This window comes from Agrobacterium sp. CCNWLW32, assembly GCF_037083425.1.
In the GTDB taxonomy this organism is placed as follows: domain Bacteria; phylum Pseudomonadota; class Alphaproteobacteria; order Rhizobiales; family Rhizobiaceae; genus Agrobacterium; species Agrobacterium radiobacter.
In genome coordinates this window covers 409,302-430,699 of record NZ_JBAOJM010000002.1, presented here as the reverse complement: position 1 = coordinate 430,699, position 21,398 = coordinate 409,302, and the positions used below count along the sequence as shown (strand labels likewise).

The following is a 21,398-nucleotide window of genomic DNA, read 5'->3' as shown; positions in this document are numbered from 1 at the left end:
AGGGGAGACTGCCGTGGACTATGAAACGATACTGGTCGAGAAACGCGATGAGGTGGGTGTCATCACCCTCAACCGCCCCAAGGCGCTCAACGCTCTCAATTCGGTGCTTCTGAAAGAGCTGCGGCACATTCTGTCTTCGTTTTCCGCCGATGATTCCATCGGTGCGATCATTATTACCGGTTCGGAAAAGGCATTTGCTGCTGGCGCCGACATCAAGGAAATGCAGGGGCTGGATTTCGTCGATGCCTATGTCGGCGATTTTCTCGGCGGCTGGGACGAGGTTGCTGCCACCCGCAAGCCTGTTATCGCCGCCGTTTCCGGTTTTGCGCTCGGCGGCGGCTGCGAACTGGCGATGATGTGCGATTTCATCATCGCTTCTGATACGGCGAAGTTCGGCCAGCCGGAAATCACCCTCGGCGTCATTCCGGGCATGGGCGGCTCGCAGCGGCTGACACGGGCAGTCGGCAAGGCAAAGGCCATGGACCTGGTTCTGACCGGCCGCATGATGGATGCAGCAGAAGCCGAGCGCGCCGGTCTCGTGTCGCGTGTTGTGCCGGCTGCAAATCTGATGGACGAGGCGGTGGAGGCGGCTACCCGCATAGCTTCCCTGTCGCGTGCCTCCGTGCTCATGGCCAAGGAAAGCGTCAATCGTTCCTTCGAGGTGCCGCTTTCAGAAGGTCTGAGATTTGAAAGACGCTCCTTCCAGTCGCTCTTTGCCACGGCGGACCAGAAGGAGGGCATGGCCGCCTTCGTGGAAAAGCGCAAACCCGCTTTCCGGAATCGCTAAGGATTCGGAATATCGGCGCTTTTAAGCGTTTTGCGCGTTGACGGGCGTAAGCTTTAGCGGTATATGCCCGCCCACGGTTAAGGAAAGCCATCCGGCTTGTCCGAAATTACTCCCGCATTCTTGGGTTACGTGAGGTCTTCTAACGACCCGATCCTATGGTTGCGGAATTTGGTTTGAATTCGAAGAGAGGCATACATGGCCAATACAACTTCGGCGAAAAAGGCGACCCGCAAGATCGCTCGCCGTACCGCAGTCAACAAGGCTCGCCGTTCGCGCGTTCGCGGCTTCATCCGCAAGGTCGAGGAAGCCATCGCTTCCGGTGATCTGGCAGTCGCCACCGAAGCTCTGAAGGCAGCTCAGCCCGAGATCCAGCGCGCCGCCACCCGGGGCGTTCTGCACGGCAACACCGCATCCCGCAAGGTGTCGCGTCTCGCACAGCGCGTTAAGGCTCTTTCCGCCTAATCCGGCTAATCACAAATAATTATTCAAAAAGCCTGGTCTTTTGACCGGGCTTTTTGTGATTCTAACTGCCCGTTAACCATTGCTGCCGTAACGTGACAAACGCATGTCAGATGGACGACAGGAAATTTGCAGTAAAAACAATAACTTGCTGGAGGTCTCTGGAAAACTCAGGGGCTTTCTCTACGGAAGTCGCGGCTAGTTTTGAGTCAAGAAGATTTTTATTTTTTTGCCAAAATCCGCTCTTAAAAATTGCCAAAATTGAATCTCATTGATTCATAAGCGATTCTGCTTCGCACCCTGTCGGTGATGCAAAACGGCCTTTGCGAGTCAATGGCCGATCTGAGTTTTTGCAGAAAAAACGCCATTGATCTCTCCCCACGATCCTGCCTAAATGCATTTCAACAAGGGGTGCGGATCTCAGTCCACAGATTATCTCGATGATCGTATCGACGATATTCACCTTCTTGCTGACGGGTCTTTCGAGGTCCGTTTTTTCAGGTCATGGAGCTTTTTGTGCCGTTTCGGTCTCCGGAACGGGCGGGGGTTTTTTGTCCTCAAGAATGCGCCTTAAGGTTGTAGCGAAAGGAGCGTTTTTAGCGTGTCGCAGGCCTCTCCATGAGGGGGAGGGAAATGGGATAACCGGCTCGCAAACAAGTAGTCGCCTTTGGCGTTCTTTCGAGGGGAACGCTTGGGGGCAGAAATAAACGAGGGGGATCCCTGACGGTCGATCTTTGATCGTCAGGCTATGATTGGCAATTTGAAAGGCGGCAATATGCAATTGAATTTGGCGATGGGTGCGGTGGCTGATGGGGACCGCGCACCAAAGACGCGTGATGCAGCTTGCTCAGATGCGGCAGGGGACAAATCGGCTATGACGCACGATGCGCTGTTTGAACGTTTTAGCGCGCGGCTCAAGGCACAGGTTGGTCCGGAGGTCTATGCAAGCTGGTTCGCACGGCTCAAACTCCATACCGTTTCGAAAAGCGTCGTCCGTTTTACCGTTCCGACGACCTTTCTGAAGTCCTGGATCAACAACCGTTACATGGACCTGATCACCAACCTCGTCCAGAGCGAGGATCCGGATGTGCTGAAGGTGGAGATTCTGGTCCGCTCGGCCAGCCGCCCGATCCGTCCGGCTCAGACCGAGGAGAGGGTGCAGCCCGTTGCGGAGGTTGGTGCGGCTCCGCGGAACAAGTCCTTTATACCGTCGCAGCCCGCCACGCCTGCCGCGCAGCCCGCGACTTCGCAGGCGACCCTGCGTCAGGGCGGTTCCGGGCCGTTGTTCGGCTCGCCGCTCGACACACGTTTCACTTTCGATACCTTTGTTGAAGGCTCATCTAACCGCGTCGCGCTTGCGGCGGCAAAGACGATCGCCGAAGCCGGTGCCGGCGCCGTGCGCTTCAACCCGCTGTTCATCCATGCGGGTGTTGGTCTCGGCAAGACGCATCTTCTGCAGGCAATCGCCAATGCCGCCATCGACAGCCCGCGCAATCCGCGCGTGGTCTATCTGACAGCTGAATATTTCATGTGGCGTTTTGCGACCGCAATCCGCGACAACGATGCCCTGACGCTGAAGGACACGCTACGCAATATCGACCTGCTCGTCATCGACGACATGCAGTTCCTGCAGGGCAAGATGATCCAGCATGAATTCTGCCACCTGCTGAACATGCTGCTCGACAGCGCCAAGCAGGTCGTGGTCGCTGCTGACCGTGCGCCATGGGAGCTGGAATCGCTCGATCCGCGTGTCCGTTCCCGTCTTCAGGGCGGCATGGCGATCGAGATCGAAGGTCCCGATTACGACATGCGCTACGAAATGCTCAACCGCCGCCTCGGCTCGGCGCGTCAGGACGATCCGTCTTTCGAGATTTCGGACGAAATCCTGACCCACGTTGCCAAAAGCGTGACGGCGAGCGGACGTGAACTGGAAGGCGCCTTTAACCAGCTGATGTTCCGTCGCTCTTTTGAGCCGAACCTCTCGGTTGACCGTGTCGATGAACTGCTGTCACATCTCGTCGGGACGGGTGAGGCCAAGCGCGTGCGCATCGAGGATATTCAGCGCATCGTCGCCAAGCACTATAATGTGTCGCGGCAGGAACTGGTGTCCAACCGTCGCACCCGCGTCATCGTCAAGCCGCGCCAGATCGCCATGTATCTGGCCAAGATGCTGACGCCGCGTTCTTTCCCCGAGATCGGTCGCCGTTTCGGCGGTCGCGATCACACCACGGTTCTGCATGCCGTGCGCAAGATCGAGGAACTGATTTCCGGTGACACCAAGCTTGGCCATGAGGTTGAGCTGCTGAAGCGCCTGATCAACGAAAACAACGCATAAAAAGAAGCGGCCTTCGGGCCGCTTCAGTCCGTTGGCAAGCCGCTCTCGTATTCGATGTCGTCCTCGGGACTGTCCCGAGGATCCAATCACGTATGGTAAAATCAATAGGTTGCAGATGCTCGGGATTGGCCAGAGCATGATGAAGGCAAGTTTTCAGACTTCGTCATCACCCTCAAGCGGCTTTCGGGCCGCTTTTTTATTGGTGTTTCGAGGCGTGTCGATGCTGTGGATCAGCAGGCGAGGTCGGCCACCACGGCATCCAGAATAAGCATGCCTGAAGGGGTGCAGCGCAGGCGGGAATTGCCGAGCCTTTCCACGAAACCATGCTGCAGAAGGAATTCCTCCTTCTCCGGGTCGAGATCGCGGCCGGAAAGGTCGCTCCAGCGGGCGAGATCGATGCCCTCGCGCAGGCGAAGGCCCATCAGCAGCAATTCGTCGGCCTGTTCGTCGACGCCGAGCAGTTCCTGATCGACCATGCCGTGGCCTTCCCGCTCAACGGTTTCGAGCCAGTTTTCCGGGTGGCGTTCGGTGGCGGTGGCGAGCTTGGAAGCGCCTCTCGTCAGGCGTCCATGCGCGCCGGGGCCAATGCCGGCGTAGTCACCATAACGCCAATAGGTGAGGTTGTGGCGGCTTTCGGCGCCGGGCCGGGCATGGTTGGAAACCTCATAGGCCGGCATGCCGTAACGCTCGGTGATTTCCTGGGTTGCCTCATAAAGCACGGCCGAATGTTCGCCATCGGGCACGATGAGCTTGCCGGCCTTGTGCAGGCCGTAAAAGGGCGTGCCTTCCTCGATTGTCAACTGGTAGAGCGACAGATGGTCGACCGCGTAGGAGACAGCCTCCTTCAGCTCCGCGTCCCATTCGGCCACCGTCTGGTTCGGGCGGGCATAGATGAGATCGAAGGACATACGCGGAAAAATCTCCCGCGCCAGCCGAATGGCTTTCAAGGCATCGGCAACATCATGCAGGCGGCCGAGGAACTTCAGGTCCCGGTCGTTGAGCGCCTGCACGCCGAGTGAGACACGATTGACGCCCGCCGCGCGATAACCGCGAAAACGTTCCGCCTCGACGCTGGAGGGATTGGCCTCCATGGTGATCTCGATACCATCGGGCACATGCCAGAAGCGCGCGACGCCATTGAGAAGTGCGCCGACCGTCTGCGGGTCCATCAGTGATGGCGTGCCACCACCCATGAAGATGCTGGTCACAACGCGCGGGCCGCTCAGCGTCCGCATATGTTCCATTTCACGGAGAAAGGCAGCCGTAAACCGTTCCTGATCCACCGGGCGGTGGCGGACATGGCTGTTGAAATCGCAATAGGGACATTTGGCCGCGCAGAAAGGCCAATGCAGATAGATCCCGAAACCGGGATCGCCCGTATCCGGCAGAAGCGATGCGCCGGGGGCAGAAAGTTGATGCTCCCCGACCATCGGGTTCATGCCTCCAGGCAGGTTTCTACGAATTTCTTGAAGGCGCGGGCACGGTGCGACAGCGCAAAGGCATCGCCGTGTTTCCAGCCGTGTTTTTCATCCGAGCTCATCTCGCCGAATGTAGTGTCATAACCTTCGGGCTTAAAGATGGGATCATAACCGAAGCCGCTCGTTCCGCGCGGTGGCCAAACGACAGCGCCTTCCACCTCGCCACGGAAATATTCGACATGCCCGTCCGGCCAGGCAAGGCACAGCACACTGACAAAGCGGCCGGTGCGATCTTCCAGCTTCGATGCGCCACGCTCGGCAAGGGCATCCTCGACCTTCTGCATCGCCATGGCGAAGTCGCGGGTGCCGTCGGCCGTCTCCGCCCAATTGGCGGTATAGACGCCAGGCGCACCGTCAAGCGCGTCGATGACCAGACCGGAATCGTCGGACAAAGCCGGAAGACCGGATGCCTTTGCGGAGGCAAGCGCCTTGATGGCGGCATTTTCCTCGAAGGTGGTGCCCGTCTCGTCCGGCTCCGAGAAATTCAGCTCCGCCGCCGATTTGGCGGAGAAACCGAAAGGCCCGATCAGATCGGCGATTTCGGCGATCTTGCCCTTATTGTGGCTGGCGACGACGATCGTTCTGGTATCGAGCTTGCGCATCACGTTTTCCTGTCGGCTCAGGCGATGGCCTGTTTCTGAAGGGCGACCAGTTCGCTGCATCCGGCCTTGGCAAGACCGAGCAACGTCAGGAATTCTTCCTCGGAGAAGGGCGCGCCTTCCGCCGTTCCCTGAACCTCGACGATGCCGCCGGAACCGGTGATGACGAAATTTGCATCGGTCTCGGCGGAGGAATCCTCGAGATAGTCGAGATCGATCACCGGCTGGTTGGCGAAGATACCGCAGGAGATCGCCGCGATATGGTCCTTCAGAACCTTCTCGACCTTGATCATGTTGCGGGTTTCCATCCACTTCAGGCAATCGTGGAGCGCAATCCATGCGCCGGTGATGGAGGCCGTGCGGGTGCCGCCATCGGCCTGGATGACATCGCAGTCAATGCTGATCTGTCGTTCGCCGAGTGCCTGCAGATCAACAACGGCGCGCAGCGAGCGGCCGATGAGACGCTGGATTTCCTGGGTGCGGCCGCCCTGCTTGCCGGAAGCGGCTTCGCGCTTCATGCGCTCATGGGTGGAGCGCGGCAGCATGCCGTATTCGGCGGTGACCCAGCCCTTGCCGCTGTTGCGCAGCCATGGCGGCGTCTTTTCTTCCAGGCTTGCGGTGACGAGCACATGCGTGTCGCCGAATTTCACCAGACAGGAACCTTCGGCATGTTTCGAGAAATTGCGCTCGAAGGAAACCTTGCGCATCTGGTCGGTTTTTCTGCCTGAAGGCCGCATATGATCCACTCTCCATGTTGGTCCCTGCCTTCTAAGGCGCGCTCCGGGCTTTTGCAAAGCCAATTTCCATTTTGCCGCGGCGTTGCAACGCATTATATTGATGCGAGCTGGTTTGAACGACAAAGAACGGACGAAATGGGTTTTTCCGCACCGCTATCAAAAGATCAGGCATCATTGCTGGATGAACGGTCTCGGGAAATTTTCCGGCGCATCGTTGAAGGCTATCTCGATACGGGTGAGCCGCTCGGATCCCGCAGCCTGTCGCGGCTGTTGCCGATGTCGCTTTCGCCCGCCTCCGTCCGCAACGTCATGAGCGATCTTGAGGAACTCGGCCTCATCTATTCGCCGCATATCAGCGCCGGGCGCCTGCCCACCCAGACGGGGCTGCGCTTTTTCGTCGACGCCTTCATGCAGGTGGGTGATCTGCCCGCGGAAGAAAGGGCGAATATCGACCGTCAGATCGGGCCGGTCGCCGGCCACGAGCAGTCGTTGGAAGGGTTGTTGACCGAGGCAAGCCGCATGCTGTCAGGCATGTCGCGCGGCGCCGGCCTGGTGCTGACCGCCAAGAATGATGTCATCCTCAAACATGTGGAATTCATAAGGCTGGAGCCCACCAAGGCGCTCGCCGTGCTGGTCGGCGATCACAATCAGGTCGAAAACCGCATCATTGAATTGCCTGCCGGCATTTCGTCATCGCAATTGATCGAGGCGGCGAATTTCATCAATGCCCATCTGTCCGGCCAGACGCTGCAGGAATTGCGGACACAGTTCCAGAAGCAGCAGGCGGAACTGCAATCGGAACTCGGCACGCTGGCGCAGGATCTCATCGAGCGCGGTCTGGCCGTCTGGGCGGGTGACAATGAGGAGGGCAAGCTTGGCCGCCTCATCGTTCGCGGACGCTCCAACCTGCTGGAGGGTCTCGCCGGTGAAGAAGATATCGATCGGGTGCGCCTGCTGTTCGATGATCTGGAGCGCAAGGAAAACCTCATCGAAATCCTCAACCTCGCGGAAAGCGGCTCCGGGGTCAGGATTTTCATCGGCTCTGAAAACAAGCTGTTTTCGCTCTCCGGTTCTTCTCTGATCGTCGCGCCCTATCGCGATGAGGACAATCGCGTCGTGGGCGCGGTCGGCGTTATCGGCCCCACCAGGCTGAATTATGCCCGTATCGTGCCAATGGTGGATTATACTGCGCAGATCATGGCGCGCCTTTCCCGCAAGCAAAGATAGGACAAGCCCGCAAAGGTCAGAGAATGCGGCAAGCTTTTCGCCGCAAGCCTTGATTTTTGCCCGTCAAAGCTCGATATCGGGCGCAACCAACAATATTCAAATCTGGAGAACGTCATGACCGACGATACAAAAAAGCCCGGACCTGACGCGGACGTCGCGGAAGATTTTGTCGATCTTGCCCAGGCAGGTGAAGAACAGGCCGAAACGGCAGAACCCGATCCGGTCGAGCTGCTCAAGGCTGAGAACGCCGATCTGCGCGATAAATTCCTGCGACTTGCGGCCGAGATGGACAATCTTCGCCGTCGCACCGAACGCGATGTCAAGGATGCCAAGGCCTATTCCCTGGCAGGTTTTGCACGCGATATGCTCGCCGTTTCCGATAATCTTCGCCGTGCGCTCGAAGCCATTCCCGATGAGCTCAAGACCAATGGTGAAGCCGGTCTCAACGGCCTCATCGAAGGCGTCGAGATGACGGAACGTTCGATGCTGTCGACGCTGGAACGCCACGGCGTGAAGAAGATCGATGCCGAGGGCCAGAAGTTCGACCCGAATTTCCATCAGGCCATGTTCGAAATTCCGAATACGGCGGTTCCGAACAATACGGTGCTGCAGGTGGTCCAGGCTGGTTTCACCATCGGCGATCGCGTGCTGCGCCCCGCCATGGTCGGTGTCGCCAAGGGTGGCCCGAAGGTGGAGACAGCCGCCTCTGCCGAGCCGGGCACCTCGTCTCTCAATGAAAAAGACGCGTAAGGCATCTGTCTTTACGTCATAAAAAACGCGCCTTCAGGGCGCGTTTTTTATTGCCGTTAAACTGAGGGGGCGGGTTGCGATCAAGCCGCCGTCGCCTGTTCCTGATTGAGGAAGGCGTAGATTGCTGTGTCGGAATCGGTCGCACGCAGCTTGGCCACCAGTTCAGGGTCGCGCAGGGCGCGTGCAATTCTGGACAAAGCCTTCAGATGATCCGCGCCGGCGCCCTCGGGCGCAAGCAGCAGGAAGACCAGATCGACCGGCTGGTCGTCCAGCGCTTCGAAATCGACCGGCGTTTCAAGGCGTGCGAAAACGCCGGTGATCTGGTGAATACTGTTGAGCTTGCCATGCGGAATGGCAATGCCGTGGCCCACACCGGTGGAGCCGAGCTTCTCGCGCTGGAGGATGACGTCGAAAACTTCCCGTTCCGAGACTCCGGTAATTCTGGCTGCCTTTGCAGCCAGCTCCTGAAGCAATTGCTTTTTGGAATTCACCTTGAGGGCGGGAATAATCGCATCTTGTTGCAGCAAATCTGCCAACGCCATTCTCTTTTTCCTTCATGCCATCGAGACGATGCAGGAGGCAGATGCATTTTCGCGCTCTGCCTCCCACGTCTTGTCAGACTGTTCAGCTCTTGATCGTTTCCGCGTCGATCCAGCCAATATTGCCGTCATGACGCCGATAAACGATGTTGAGATATTCTTTGCCGGGGCTGCGGAAGAGCAGAACCGGTTCGTCGGTCATGTCGAGCGCCATCACGGCGCTGGCGACTGACATGGTCTTAATCTGTTTCGAACTCTCCGCCACAATGGTGGGTGCGTAATCTTCAGGAACCTCGTGGTCCTCATCGGGAACAGCATCCATCACCGTATAGGCGATTTCCTGCGACACGCCATTCAAACCACTGTGGTGGTCCTTCAGCTTGCGCTTGTAGCGACGCAGGCGCTTCTCGATCCGCTCGGCGGCGGCGTCGAAGCTGGCTTGCGGATCATTTGCCTGACCCGCCGCATGCAATACAACGCCCGTATCGAGATGCAGCTTGCAGTCGGCGGCAAAACGCGATCCGGACTTCTCCACGGTCACTTGGCCTGAATACCCCCCATCGAAGTATTTGGTAACTGCCAGACCTATATTGTCCTCGATCCGCTGACGGAAAGATTCACCGATCTCCATATGTTTACCAGATACACGCACACTCATGGAAATTTTCCTTTTTGTAGTGATTTGCGAGTACCAGCTTACGTCAAGCCGCGCGCGCATCCAAGCGTTTCGAAGACCTTAAAAAGCCTCCATTTGAATTTTACGCCCATGGACGGTGGAGATGAATCCGTTACAAATGACCTTGCTTACGTGTGCGGCGGGCTTCTAGCCCCTGGCGTGGCAAGAGTCAATGGTGCGGCAAAAAACCGCCCCAAACGTGAATGGGCTCGTTGCTCAGAAGGCGGAAAGCTTGGCCTGCGCCTTCTTTTCCCGGCGCCTCTGCACGGAGGAGGGGATGTTCATCGCCTCGCGATATTTGGCGACCGTGCGGCGGGCGATATCGATGCCGCTCTTTTTCAGATTGTCGACGATGTCGTCGTCGGAAAGGACTGCCTCGGCGGCCTCGTGCGCGATCATGGCCTTGATGCGGTGACGCACCGCTTCCGCCGAATGGCTGTCTCCGCCTTCCACGGCGCTGATCGAGACGCTGAAGAAATATTTGAGCTCAAACAGACCGCGTGGCGTCAGCATGTATTTTTTGGACGTCACCCGGCTGACGGTGGATTCGTGCATCTTGATGGCGTCGGCCACCGTCTTGAGGTTCAGCGGGCGTAGCTGGTCGACACCATTGACGAGGAAGGCATCCTGCTGGCGCACGATTTCCGTCGCCACCTTCATGATTGTCCGGGCGCGCTGGTCTAGGCTGCGGGTCAGCCAATGGGCCGTCTGCATGCATTCGGCCAGAAAATCCTGATCCTCGCCCGCGCGCGCCTTATGTTTCGATACCTCGGCGAAGTAACTCTGGTTGATGAGCACGCGCGGCAGGGTCTCGGGGTTGATTTCCACCAGCCAGCCGCCGGTGGAGGAGGGGCGAACGATAATGTCGGGAACGATGGTCTCCGAAACCATCGAGTCGTAACCTGCGCCGGGGCGGGGGTTGAGCGTGCGGATTTCCGCCAGCATATCGAGCAGGTCTTCCTCATCGACGCCGCAGATTTTTTTCAAGGAGGCGAAGTCGCGTTTCGCCAGAAGTTCCAGATTATCGACGAAAGCCCGCATGGCCGGGTCTAGCCGATCCTTCTGGGCCAGCTGGATCGCCAGACATTCGCTCAGGGAACGGGAAAATACACCCGGTGGGTCGAAGCCCTGAAGCGTCTTCAGGACGTGCTCGACTGCCGACGGCGCCGCTCCCAGCCGTTCGGCGACATCATCGACGGCATCAGCCGCAATATAGCCGGTTTCATCGAGCTGGCCGATCAGCGCATCGGCGATCATCCGGTCCTCGGCGGCTGATATGGCGAGCGGCAATTGCTGATTGAGATGGTCGCCGAGGCTCTGTCTGGCCGCGACGAAATCATCGAGGTCATAACTTTCCCCGGACTCCTGACCGGGCATGGATTTCCATTGGCCGGCCAGTTCAGGCGCATCGGCTTTTCGGGGCTCAGCATCGTCGGGAAAGACGTTTTCGAAGCTGGTATCCAGTTGCTCGCCGAGATTTGCGGCGCGATCGCCATACCAATCGTCACTGTCTGATGTCACCGTGGCGGATCTCTCCGAGCCTTCGCTGTCCGCGTCGCCGAAACTCTCCGCCTCTACCGGGGCATCGCTGCTCAAATCGCCATCGTTTGCCGCAATTTCCAGCAATGGATTGCGCTCCACCTCCTGCGCGATGAACTGCGTCAGCTCGAAATGCGTCATCTGAAGCAGCTGGATGGACTGCATCAGTTGCGGTGTCATTACAAGAGACTGGTTTTGACGCAGCAAAAGGCTGGCAGATAATGCCATGGCGGACGCGAAACTCCCCTTACAGCTTCTCCATGGCCACAGTTTTCATAAATTTTGCGGAGGCGATGGAACTTGGCCCAAAAATTGCTTTTTTATCTTGTTTGGTCAAGCGTCAGGGCGGGGCGCGATGAAGAATCTTTCGCGCCCAGGCGTTCAAAGGCTAAAATTGTTGCCGAGATAGAGACGGCGTACATCCGGATTGTTGACGATATCGTCTGGACGCCCATGCGTCAGAACCTCGCCGGCATGGATGATGTAGGCGCGGTCGATGAGACCGAGCGTTTCACGGACGTTGTGGTCGGTCACGAGAACGCCGATGCCGCGCGCTGTCAGGTGTCTCACCAGATTCTGGATATCGCTGACAGAAATCGGATCAACGCCCGCGAAAGGTTCGTCGAGCAGCATGAAAGTCGGATCGGTCGCAAGAGCGCGCGCGATTTCCAGACGCCGCCGCTCGCCGCCCGAAAGCGCCACGGCAGGGGATTTGCGCAACTGCGCGATGTGAAATTCTTCCAGCAGCTCATCAAGCTTGTGGTTGCGCTTGGCTGCGTCCGGCTCATGCACTTCCAGCACGGCGCGGATGTTTTCCTCAACCGTGAGGCCGCGGAAAATCGATGCTTCCTGCGGCAGATAACCGACGCCGAGACGGGCGCGACGATACATCGGCATGGTGGTGACATCATTGCCGTTGATGGCGATCTTGCCGGTATCGACGGGTACCAGGCCCGTGATCATGTAAAAACAGGTGGTCTTTCCGGCGCCGTTCGGGCCGAGCAGTCCCACGGCCTCGCCACGGCGCACGACCAGCGAAACCCCGTTGACGACACGACGCGTATTATAGGTCTTCGTCAGGCCATGCGCGATCAGCGTGCCCTGATAGGGGGTCTTGTCCGCCGGTGGGACCGCGTCCGCGGATCGGCTGCGTCCGCCGCCGAATATCTTTGAGATCGAGGGTATCTTCACGAGGAAAGACTACTGTTTTTTCTGGGATTTCGGATCAAGCATGATCCGAACAGGGCCGCCGCAGCTTTCGAGCTTGGCCTGTCCCGTATTCATGAGGACGGTCAGCTTGCAGCCGGTGAAGACATTCGTGCCCTCGGACAGCACGACCTGCTTGCCCGTGAGGATGAAGGTCTGCGCCGCCATGTCGAATTCGCCGTGATCGGCCGTCGCCTTCTGGGTCTCGGACGTCAGATAGACATTATTGTCGACGAAGATTTTTTCGATATTGGCGTCGCCGCTGGTGAGCGATGAACCCTCGCCCTTGTAGTTCACCGTCATCTTGCCGGCCTGAAGGGTGGTCGTTCCCTGCACCACCTTCACATTGCCGGTGAAATAGGCCTTGCGCTCCTGATCGCGAATCTCGAGCTGATCGCTTTCAATTGCGATCGGCTGGTCGCCGGAGAGCTTGACGCCCTGCATGTTGCTGGTGGTGTTCTGGGCGAAAGCCACAGTTGCAAGACACGAAAAAACAAGACCTGCAGCTGCGAGGCCGGCGGATTTGCCAAGGGAAACGGGACGGGAAATTTGCATCATCTGGACCGGGCTCTCACTTGCCTTCATTCTTGATATTGGATGCAGCGATACGTGCCCGTACCTGCCCCGAAAATGTAATTGTCTTGCCATTATCGGCGATGTCAATCGATTGCGCAACAATCGAGCCGTCGTTTGTTTTGATCGAAACCGGCTCCTGGCTGCTCATTTTCCCGGCCTTCAGATCGACATCCGCAGACTGGAACTTCGCTTGTATGCCATTGCTGAGATTGATGTCAAAAGGGGCGGTCATCTTCAGCTTGTTGGTGGCCCGGTCAAAAATGCCTTCATGGGCGATCACCTGGGCGATACCGTCATTCACCGGCACTGCGGCCAGAACCTTCTCAAGCGTCATCAGGTTGGGGTTGGCGATGTCCTGCAACGCACGGTCGGCGTTCATGGAATAATCGATCCCCTTCTCGTTGCGGCCCGCAACGGCAGGTTTTTCCATCACGATCTTGCCGTCTTCAATTCGCGCGCTCTCAAGCGAGACCTCATCGGGCGCCCAGGTTCGGATAACCGAGACGGCGATGAAGGCGAGCGAAACGATGGCTGCGCCGAGCGGCAGAATGATTTTCAGCCGTTTCACGCGCGCAGAATGCCTCAGCGCGGTGTCATAGGCACCGTTCTGGTCATTGGGCAGCGAGAATGCTGGCGCGGGTTCGCGGAGTCTTTCGAGCATAAGAGTGGGTCCGGAATGCTTCCCCGGCGCCATTCTGGCGCACAATCGAAGCTTGTGTCTCTATCTAAATGTCTTTGGCATGAGTGCTTTGTCCTGCCAATATGGTTTTTGTCTGGAGAGGTGCAAGGGAAATGCGAATTTTATCGTAATTCTGGTTTCCTTATTGTTTCCTTGCGGCTTCGCGTTAGAAGAACCATATGGCCTAAAGCGTAAAAGCGGATGACAGAGGTTTCTATGGACAATATGGCGATAGCGGATCGCAGGCGGTTGCGCCGCAAGCTGACTTTCTGGCGGATTGCGGCCGTTCTTCTGCTCGTCGCCGGCGCTTTCGGTCTCTACCGGTTTTTATGGGATGGACCGCAGCAAAGTGCGAAGCCCCATATTGCCCGCGTGGAGGTCTCCGGCCTGATCACCGATAATACCGAACTTCTCGAGCGGCTCGACAAGATCGCCAAGAGCGACAATGTCAAAGGGTTGATCGTGTCGATTTCCTCGCCAGGCGGCACCACCTATGGCGGTGAGCGCATCTTCAAGGCCATTCGAGGCGTGGCGGAAAAGAAGCCGGTTGTCTCGGATGTGCGCACGCTCGCCGCTTCCGCAGGTTACATGATCGCGTCCGCGGGTGATGTCATCGTTGCTGGCGAAACCTCGATCACCGGTTCGATCGGCGTCATCTTCCAGTATCCGCAGCTTGGCCAGCTGATGGAAAAGCTCGGCGTTTCGTTGCAGGAAATCAAGTCGTCGCCGATGAAGGCGGAGCCTTCGCCGTTCCACGAGGCGCCGGAAGAGGCAAAGTCGATGATCCGCGCCATGGTGATGGACAGCTATGGCTGGTTTGTCGACCTTGTGGCCGATCGCCGCAAGCTGCCGCGCGAAGACGTGCTGAAACTGGCAGATGGATCGATTTTCACTGGCAGGCAGGCGCTCGCCAACAAGCTGGTTGATACGCTGGGCGGCGAAAAGGAAGTTCGCAGCTATTTCGAAACACGCGGTGTTGCCAAGGATTTGCCGATCGTCGAATGGCGCGCGCCGTCGTCCCGTTCGCCTTTTTCGCTTTTCAGTGTTGCGCAAATAGCGAAGTTTCTGGGATATGACGATTTAATTCCCTTCGCAGGCCCCGGCCAGCTCGGTGCGGACAAGTTGTTTCTTGACGGTCTTGTTTCCGTTTGGCAGGTTGAGCCGCGTTAAAAATCCAATTCTTTCAGGGGGCAACCGTGATCAAGTCTGAACTGGTGCAGATCGTTGCTGCGCGTAACCCGCACCTTTATCACCGTGACGTGGAAAACATCGTCAATGCGGTGCTGGATGAAATCACCGACGCCCTGGCGGCAGGAAATCGTGTCGAGCTTCGTGGTTTCGGCGCATTTTCGGTCAAAAACCGTCCTTCGCGTTCCGGCCGGAACCCGCGCACGGGTGAGTCGGTTTTCGTCGAGGAAAAATGGGTGCCTTTCTTCAAGACGGGCAAGGAACTGCGTGAGCGCCTGAACCCCGGTATGGGCGACGAAGAGGACGATTGATCGTCCCTGCCGCCTGGCGACTGAAAAGGAGCCGGTGGAACGCCCGCTGCGATGGAGTATTGTCGGATGTCGAAAAAAATCATCAATCTCATCATCCTGCTTCCGCTGGCGGTCATCCTCGTCATTCTGTGCGTGGCCAACCGCCAGTCCGTGACGCTGGCGCTTAATCCGTTCCGGCCGGAAGACGGCGTTCTTTCCTTCACCGCGCCGTTTTTCGTCTTCCTGTTCCTGGCGGTGATTTTCGGCGTGCTGCTGGGATCGGCGGCCACCTGGTTTGCGCAGGGCAAACATCGCAAGCGTGCCCGTATCGAAGCCAAGGAGGCTGTGCGCTGGCATGATGAGGCGAACCGCCAGAAGGCGGCCGCCGCCGGACAGCTTCCACATGCGGGACAACTCCCGGCAAAGTGATGGCGCCGACATTCGTTCCGGCTCTAGGCGAGCGGCGCGTGGAATGCTATTTGCTGGCGCAATAAGACGCGGGCAAAAGCGGAAAGATTTCCATTGAAGAAAAAAGACAGCCGGCCGGGCAATCGTGTGCGAGCCGGGAACGAGAAAAAACAGGTTCATGCCGCAAAGCCGGCGCGTCGCGCGGATGCCGCGCCGAAAAAGCGCGAGCCGGATGCCGTGCGCAGCGTGCAGAAGGCCGCGCCGAAGGAAAAACCCGTCGTAGCGACCGCCGTCGAACAGGTCCCTGCGCGCGCACTTATGCAGCGCACCGGGGCGCTTCCCGCGGAACAGGTTCCGGTCATTCTGGAATCGAGCGGCGCGGGTGATTTTCATCTGATCGATAGCGGCAACGGCCTGAAGCTTGAACAATATGGCGATTACCGCATCGTCCGTCCCGAAGCGCAGGCTCTCTGGAAGCCTTCGATCCCCGACCGCGTATGGCAGAATGCCGATGCCGTCTTTACCGGCGATACCGATGAGGACGGCATGGGCCGCTGGCGCTTTCCGAAGGAAGCGCTCGGGGAGACATGGCCGCTGTCCTTGCTCGGGGTCGAATTTCTCGGCCGCTTCACGGCCTTCCGGCATGTTGGCGTCTTTCCCGAACAGATCGTGCATTGGGAATGGCTGAAACATGCCATCGAAACGGCCGACCGTCCGCTGAAAGTGCTGAACCTCTTCGGTTATACCGGTGTCGCCTCGCTGGTCGCGGCGGCTGCGGGTGCTGAAGTCACCCATGTCGACGCCTCCAAGAAAGCGATTGGCTGGGCGAAGGAGAACCAGGCGCTTGCCGGGCTCGAACAGGCACCGATCCGCTGGATTTGCGAAGACGCCATGAAGTTCATCCAGCGTGAGGAGCGCCGCGGCAACAGCTACGATATCATCCTCACCGACCCGCCGAAATTCGGCCGCGGCACCCATGGTGAAGTCTGGCAATTGTTCGACCATCTGCCGCTGATGCTGGATATCTGCCGCGAAATCCTCTCGCCCAAGGCGCTCGGCCTTGTGCTGACGGCCTATTCGATCCGGGCGAGCTTCTATTCGATGCATGAACTGATGCGCGAAACCATGCGCGGCGCCGGTGGCGTCGTCGCGTCAGGCGAGCTTGTCATTCGTGAAGCCGGGCTCGACGGCAAGACGCCGGGCCGCGTGCTTTCCACATCGCTGTTCAGCCGCTGGGAGCCGAAATGATGAAGGATATGCGTGAAAACACCGCGCGCCGGGTTGGACAGGTCAAGGAAGTGACCAGCCTTGCCAATCCCATCATCAAGGATATCAAGGCGCTCACCCAGAAAAAGGGCAGGGAAGAGACCGGCACCTTCATGGCTGAAGGCCTGAAGCTGGTCATCGACGCGCTCGAACTCGGCTGGACGATCAAGACGCTGGTTTATGCCAAGGCCGCCAAGGGCAAGCCGCTGGTGGAGCAGGCGGCGGTGAAGACGGTCGCCACGGGCGGGCTGGTGCTCGAAGTCAGCGAAAAGGTCATCGCCTCTATCACCCGCCGCGATAATCCGCAGATGGTTGTCGGCATTTTCGAACAGAAATGGAAGCCGCTGAAGGATATCCGCCCGGAAAAGGGCGAAACCTATATCGCGCTCGACCGGGTGCGTGATCCCGGCAATCTCGGCACCATTATCCGCACGGCGGATGCGGCGGGCGCTTCAGGCGTCATTCTCGTGGGTGATTGCACGGATCCGTTTTCGCTGGAAACGGTGCGCGCCACCATGGGTTCGGTCTTCGCCACGCCCGTTGCCCGCGCTTCGGTCGAAGAATTCCTGTCCTGGAAAAAATCGGCGCAGGTCAGCGTCGTCGCCACCCATCTGGCGGGTTCGGTTGATTATCGAAAGATCGATTATGCCGGCAAGCCGGTCGTGATCTTAATGGGTAACGAACAATCCGGCCTGCCGCCGGAACTCGCCGGGAAGGCCGACCAGCTGGCGCGCATTCCCCAACAGGGCCGCGCCGACAGCCTCAATCTCGCCATCGCAACCGCCGTCATGCTGTTTGAAGCACGGCGGCATCTCCTCGAACTCGCACCGGTGACGTAATGGCCAAAGCGGCATTGTTCTCGAAATTCGGTCCGGCCTTTGCGCTGATCGTTGCCGCACTGGTGCTGGACCAGATCGTCAAGCAGCTGGTCGAAGCCTATCTGCCGCTGCAGGAGATGGTTCCGGTTGCTCCATTCCTGGCGCTTTACCGCACCTACAATCTCGGCGTGGCCTTTTCGATGCTGGAGGATATGCACGGCTGGTTCATCGTCAGCATGCGGCTCGTCATCGTGGTCTTCGTTCTGTGGCTGTGGCGCAAGACGGCGGCGGACCGCACCTTTGCCCATCTTGGTTTCGCCTTCATCATCGCAGGTGCTGCCGGCAATCTTCTCGACCGCTTTTTCTACGGTCACGTCATCGACTATATCCTGTTTTACACGCAGACATGGTCCTTCGCGGTTTTCAATCTGGCCGACAGTTTCATAACCATCGGCGCAGCCTGCGTCATTCTCGACGAGTTTTTGCACGCCCGGGCGGCTAAAAAGTAAAATTTTAAGGTTTCAGCCAAACATATCAAAACCGCTGCCGTGGTAGCGGTTGCCTATGAGCGAACTGGCAAGACTTCGACAGAAAGTTTCAGATGGCCTGGCCGCCACGGCGGCGCAGCCGGCGGATCGTGTCGATACGACAACGCACCATGGGGATGAAGAACATGCGACCGATGCCAGATCGATTGCGCTTTATGTCGCCGTTTCACTATCAGTTGGGGCTTTTTCCGCAGCCCTGATCGCGCTTGCGGTGCCCTATGCGGTTACCGTCGCGCTGGCAACCTTCTTTGGCGCAGTGCTTGTCGGTGTCCTCCTCTACGCGCTCTTCGGCGAATCCTCCCGGCATCCCGGCGCACTGGTTGCAGATTCCGATCTCCGGATGCGGCAAACGCAAAACCGCTCGCTGATTGCCGAAATGCAGGAATTCATGGGCGATATCGTCGTGATCCGCGACATGAACCGGCGCATCGTTGAGGCGAACCGGGTCTTTCGTGAAATGACCGGCTGTGCGGCCCCCGAAGGGCTGAGCTGCGAGGAAATCGGCATCGCTTTCCGCCCGGGTGACAAGGTCCACGCCTATGATGTCGAGATCGCGACCCCGTTCGGTCAGCGCATCTTTTCCTGGCATGATGTCGTGACCCGCGATCTGGCAAGCAGCCGGCTTCTCATCAGCAGTATCGCCAGAGATGTGACCGAAGAGCGGCTTGCGCTCGGTGAGCGGGAAGATGCCCGGTTGCGGGCCGAAAAGGCCGATGCCGAAAAAGCAAGGCTGCTTGCCACCGTAAGCCACGAAATCCGCCTGCCGCTTTCCGGCATGCTCGGCATGAACCATCTTCTGTCGCAGACGAAGCTCAATGAGGAGCAGCGCAATTATCTCGATGGCATGAAGCAGTCCGGCCAGTCGCTGGTGCAGCTTGTCGAGGATCTGCTGGATTATTCGACGATGGAAGCGGGTCGCTTCAGGCTCAATCCGCGCGCGGAAAACCTGCGGCGGATGATCGAGAGCATCGTTGAGATGCTGGCCCATCGGGCCCATGAAAAAGGCATAGAAATCACCTCCTTCGTTACGCCTGACGTGCCTGATCATCTCGATTTCGATCCGGCAAGGCTGCGTCAGGTCCTCTTCAATCTCCTCGGCAATGCCGTCAAATTCACGCGGGAAGGCGGCGTCGTCATCCGGGCGCGCATGGTCGACAGCGAATTGCACATCACTGTCAAAGATACCGGTCCGGGCATGAGCCAGGCCGAGCAGGCCCGTATTTTCGGTGAATTCGAACAGGCAGGCCCGCTGTCGCAGCGAAGCGCAGGCACAGGTCTCGGCCTTGCGATTTCCGCCCGTATCGTGCGGGAATTCGGCGGCAGCCTCACGGTTTCCAGCCGAAAGGGCAAGGGCAGCACTTTCAAACTGACGTTCCGGCCGGGCGGCGCACCCGCCGAAATGGCGGATCCCGGACGGCGTCATTGCCTGCGGCATACAAATGTCCTGCTCATCGCGCCAAAGGGCGTGGCGGCGGCGGTGACGATGGAGGCTATCGAAGCCTTCGGCGGTCAATGTACTCTCATCCACCAGTCTGAAGATCTTGAAAAGCTGCGGAAGGAGTCTGCCACCCGGGCGGATGATCTCACCGATATCATTGTCGACCGACGCATTTCGGCGCTGTTCAGGGACGCGCTCAAGGATTGGCCGCAACAGAATGTTCGCCGCACGCTGCTGGTCAGCCCGGAAGAACGGCCGTCGACCATGCATGTTTCCTTCGATGCCTGGTTGATCCGGCCGCTGCGCGAAAAATCGCTGATCGACGTCCTGTGCGGCCGTCTGCGCGGCATAGAGCGACGGGACGCGATCAACGACAACCATCCGGATGTGGGATTTTCGTCGCGGGTGGCGGAGGGTGCGAGCGGTATCGAGATACTCGTGGCCGAAGACGATGCCGTCAATCAGCGCATCGTCCGCGCCGTTCTGGAGAAAACCGGTTTTATCGTCCGTGTTGTCGAGAACTTTGAGGCGTTGCGGCAATCGTTGGAGCCAGGCGCATCCCGTTTGCCTGACCTCATCGTCTCCGATCTCAACATGCCGGGCGGCGAGGGGCTGGACGTGCTTCCCAACCTTCTCCATACGCTGAAGGGGGAAAGGAATATTCCCGTCATCGTGCTCAGCGGAGATACGAGTGACGCAACCGCCGAAATCCTGCTGAAGGCCGGTGCCGGCGCAGTTTTGACCAAGCCTGCCGACCCGCGACGGCTGGTAGAGGAAATCCGTCGGCTGCTCGAGGCGAAACGCCTGTTGCCATCATAACTTGACAGACTCGCGCTGGTGACATTTTGTCACTATTCTGTCGTCAATTAGTGATTTATGACAGGAAAATTCTTTGGTGGCGGAGCGATTCCCCATGGTTGCCGAAATCCTCAATCACGACATTTGTGAAAGCAATGTTGTCATTAGTCCTCGTCCCGAGACAGCTCAGGACAATGAGGGTCTTTTCGGTCGTATAGGCACGCTGGAAACACGGCTCGCCAGAAATGAACGCGAAATCGATGCCGCGCAATCCGTGCGTTACCGGGTTTTCGTCGAGGAAATGAAGGCGCGCCTTCCCGCAGATGCGATGCGCCGCAAGCGCGACATCGATGCCTGGGACAGCGTCTGCGATCATCTGCTGGTGCTCGACAAGGCGATCGAAGGCGACAGCGAAGACCAGATCGTCGGCACCTATCGTTTGCTGCGACAGGAAACGGCGCTCGCCAATAACGGCTTCTATTCCGCAAGCGAGTTCGACATTGCCGGGCTCGTTGCGCGCCATCCGGGCAAGCGCTTCATGGAGCTTGGCCGCTCCTGTGTGCTGCCGGAATATCGCACCAAGCGTACCGTCGAGCTTCTTTGGCAGGGCAACTGGGCCTATGCCGTGAAACACCGCATGGATGCCATGATCGGTTGCGCCTCCTTCCCCGGCGTGCAGCCGGAGGCCCATGCGCTTGCCTTGTCCTTCCTGCATCATAATTGCGTGGCCAAGGGCGAGTGGGCAGCTTCCGCCCTTCCCGAGCTTTATCATGAGATGGACCTCGTGCCGGCCGAGGCGCTCAACGCCCGCAAAGCGCTGAACGCCATGCCGCCGCTGATCAAGGGCTATATGCGTCTTGGCGCCATGTTCGGCTCCGGCGCGGTTGTTGACCATGCCTTCAACACGACGGACGTTCTCGTGGTCCTGCCCGTATCGTCCATCGCCGGCCGCTACATCAGCTATTATGGCGGTGAGACCGAGCGCATCAACGGCTGACCGGTTTTTGATCGGAACCTTTCGGGATGTTCCTGTGGGCAGCTGTTCGGTGCGTGTTGT

The 21,398-nt window shown here is 58.5% G+C and carries 22 protein-coding genes; 13 read left to right on the top strand and 9 right to left on the bottom strand.

The features are described 5' to 3' along the window. Positions 1–13: 13 nt before the first annotated feature. The 3 genes from V6R85_RS05970 (at position 14) to dnaA (ending at position 3,581) form a co-directional block, all read left to right on the top strand. Positions 14–787, top strand: a complete 774-nt coding sequence (locus V6R85_RS05970) for an enoyl-CoA hydratase (protein ID WP_003503804.1) — start codon at positions 14–16, stop codon at positions 785–787. Positions 788–982: 195 nt separating this feature from the next. Next, positions 983–1,249, top strand: a complete 267-nt coding sequence (gene rpsT / locus V6R85_RS05965; RefSeq protein WP_003493474.1) for a 30S ribosomal protein S20 — start codon at positions 983–985, stop codon at positions 1,247–1,249. 871 nt (positions 1,250–2,120) lie between these two features. Continuing rightward, positions 2,121–3,581, top strand: a complete 1,461-nt coding sequence (dnaA, locus tag V6R85_RS05960; RefSeq protein WP_236775428.1) for a chromosomal replication initiator protein DnaA — start codon at positions 2,121–2,123, stop codon at positions 3,579–3,581. A 230-nt stretch (positions 3,582–3,811) separates the two neighbouring features. Here dnaA and hemW read toward each other — a convergent pair whose 3' ends face one another. From hemW to rph, 3 genes are read right to left on the bottom strand one after another with little or no spacing between them, the layout of a single operon-like run. Then, on the bottom strand, positions 3,812–5,011 hold the full coding sequence (gene hemW, locus V6R85_RS05955) for a radical SAM family heme chaperone HemW (RefSeq protein WP_111833822.1): 1,200 nt from the start codon (positions 5,009–5,011) through the stop codon (positions 3,812–3,814). A 5-nt stretch (positions 5,012–5,016) separates the two neighbouring features. Beyond that, on the bottom strand, positions 5,017–5,661 hold the full coding sequence (gene rdgB / locus V6R85_RS05950; protein ID WP_003503799.1) for an RdgB/HAM1 family non-canonical purine NTP pyrophosphatase: 645 nt from the start codon (positions 5,659–5,661) through the stop codon (positions 5,017–5,019). A 17-nt stretch (positions 5,662–5,678) separates the two neighbouring features. Next, the gene (gene rph, locus V6R85_RS05945) at positions 5,679–6,395 is read right to left on the bottom strand and encodes a ribonuclease PH (protein ID WP_003503798.1); all 717 of its coding nucleotides are present in this window, start codon (positions 6,393–6,395) and stop codon (positions 5,679–5,681) included. A gap of 135 nt (positions 6,396–6,530) precedes the next feature. Here rph and hrcA point away from each other — a divergent pair, with 135 nt between their 5' ends. Next, positions 6,531–7,622 (top strand): heat-inducible transcriptional repressor HrcA, encoded by a 1,092-nt coding sequence (hrcA, locus tag V6R85_RS05940; protein WP_003503796.1) that lies wholly within the window; start codon positions 6,531–6,533, stop codon positions 7,620–7,622. 114 nt (positions 7,623–7,736) lie between these two features. Further along, on the top strand, positions 7,737–8,372 hold the full coding sequence (grpE, locus tag V6R85_RS05935; RefSeq protein ID WP_003503794.1) for a nucleotide exchange factor GrpE: 636 nt from the start codon (positions 7,737–7,739) through the stop codon (positions 8,370–8,372). A gap of 80 nt (positions 8,373–8,452) precedes the next feature. Here the strand turns inward: grpE and ptsN are convergent, their stop codons facing one another. The 6 genes from ptsN to lptC all read right to left on the bottom strand — a co-directional run bounded on the left by ptsN (position 8,453) and on the right by lptC (position 13,569). Next, entirely contained in the window at positions 8,453–8,914 is a 462-nt protein-coding gene (gene ptsN, locus V6R85_RS05930; protein ID WP_003503792.1) for a PTS IIA-like nitrogen regulatory protein PtsN, read from the bottom strand. A gap of 82 nt (positions 8,915–8,996) precedes the next feature. Continuing rightward, positions 8,997–9,569 carry a ribosome hibernation-promoting factor, HPF/YfiA family gene (gene hpf, locus V6R85_RS05925; protein ID WP_003503790.1) on the bottom strand — a complete coding sequence of 191 codons (573 nt, stop codon included), beginning with the start codon at positions 9,567–9,569 and terminating at the stop codon, positions 8,997–8,999. 234 nt (positions 9,570–9,803) lie between these two features. After that, entirely contained in the window at positions 9,804–11,354 is a 1,551-nt protein-coding gene (rpoN, locus tag V6R85_RS05920; RefSeq protein ID WP_099085715.1) for an RNA polymerase factor sigma-54, read from the bottom strand. A 153-nt stretch (positions 11,355–11,507) separates the two neighbouring features. Further along, complete coding sequence (lptB, locus tag V6R85_RS05915) at positions 11,508–12,317, bottom strand: LPS export ABC transporter ATP-binding protein (RefSeq protein ID WP_003503786.1); 810 nt, start codon at positions 12,315–12,317, stop codon at positions 11,508–11,510. A 9-nt stretch (positions 12,318–12,326) separates the two neighbouring features. Beyond that, the gene (locus V6R85_RS05910) at positions 12,327–12,890 is read right to left on the bottom strand and encodes an LptA/OstA family protein (RefSeq protein ID WP_003503784.1); all 564 of its coding nucleotides are present in this window, start codon (positions 12,888–12,890) and stop codon (positions 12,327–12,329) included. Positions 12,891–12,903: 13 nt separating this feature from the next. Further along, on the bottom strand, positions 12,904–13,569 hold the full coding sequence (gene lptC / locus V6R85_RS05905) for an LPS export ABC transporter periplasmic protein LptC (RefSeq protein ID WP_003503782.1): 666 nt from the start codon (positions 13,567–13,569) through the stop codon (positions 12,904–12,906). 234 nt (positions 13,570–13,803) lie between these two features. On the opposite strand from lptC, the gene sppA reads away from it, so the two are divergent. From sppA to V6R85_RS05865, 8 genes are all read left to right on the top strand, one after another. Continuing rightward, the gene (gene sppA / locus V6R85_RS05900; RefSeq protein ID WP_087743280.1) at positions 13,804–14,757 is read left to right on the top strand and encodes a signal peptide peptidase SppA; all 954 of its coding nucleotides are present in this window, start codon (positions 13,804–13,806) and stop codon (positions 14,755–14,757) included. A gap of 2 nt (positions 14,758–14,759) precedes the next feature. Next, a complete protein-coding gene (locus V6R85_RS05895) occupies positions 14,760–15,086 on the top strand; it encodes an integration host factor subunit beta (protein WP_219256707.1) in 327 nt (108 codons plus the stop codon). 66 nt (positions 15,087–15,152) lie between these two features. Next, entirely contained in the window at positions 15,153–15,494 is a 342-nt protein-coding gene (locus V6R85_RS05890; protein WP_162686221.1) for a LapA family protein, read from the top strand. A gap of 93 nt (positions 15,495–15,587) precedes the next feature. Next, positions 15,588–16,721 carry a class I SAM-dependent methyltransferase gene (locus V6R85_RS05885; protein WP_060727051.1) on the top strand — a complete coding sequence of 378 codons (1,134 nt, stop codon included), beginning with the start codon at positions 15,588–15,590 and terminating at the stop codon, positions 16,719–16,721. Further along, positions 16,718–17,578, top strand: coding sequence for a TrmH family RNA methyltransferase (locus V6R85_RS05880; RefSeq protein ID WP_020011063.1), 861 nt, complete (start codon positions 16,718–16,720; stop codon positions 17,576–17,578). Before V6R85_RS05885 ends, V6R85_RS05880 begins: the two co-directional genes overlap by 4 nt. Then, entirely contained in the window at positions 17,578–18,066 is a 489-nt protein-coding gene (gene lspA / locus V6R85_RS05875) for a signal peptidase II (protein WP_003503773.1), read from the top strand. Before V6R85_RS05880 ends, lspA begins: the two co-directional genes overlap by 1 nt. Before the next feature lie 55 nt (positions 18,067–18,121). Further along, positions 18,122–20,362: a hybrid sensor histidine kinase/response regulator gene (locus V6R85_RS05870; RefSeq protein WP_111833752.1), complete on the top strand. Its 2,241-nt coding sequence runs from the start codon at positions 18,122–18,124 to the stop codon at positions 20,360–20,362. Between the two features lie 94 nt (positions 20,363–20,456). Then, positions 20,457–21,338 (top strand): GNAT family N-acetyltransferase, encoded by an 882-nt coding sequence (locus tag V6R85_RS05865; protein WP_003503769.1) that lies wholly within the window; start codon positions 20,457–20,459, stop codon positions 21,336–21,338. Positions 21,339–21,398: the final 60 nt, after the last annotated feature.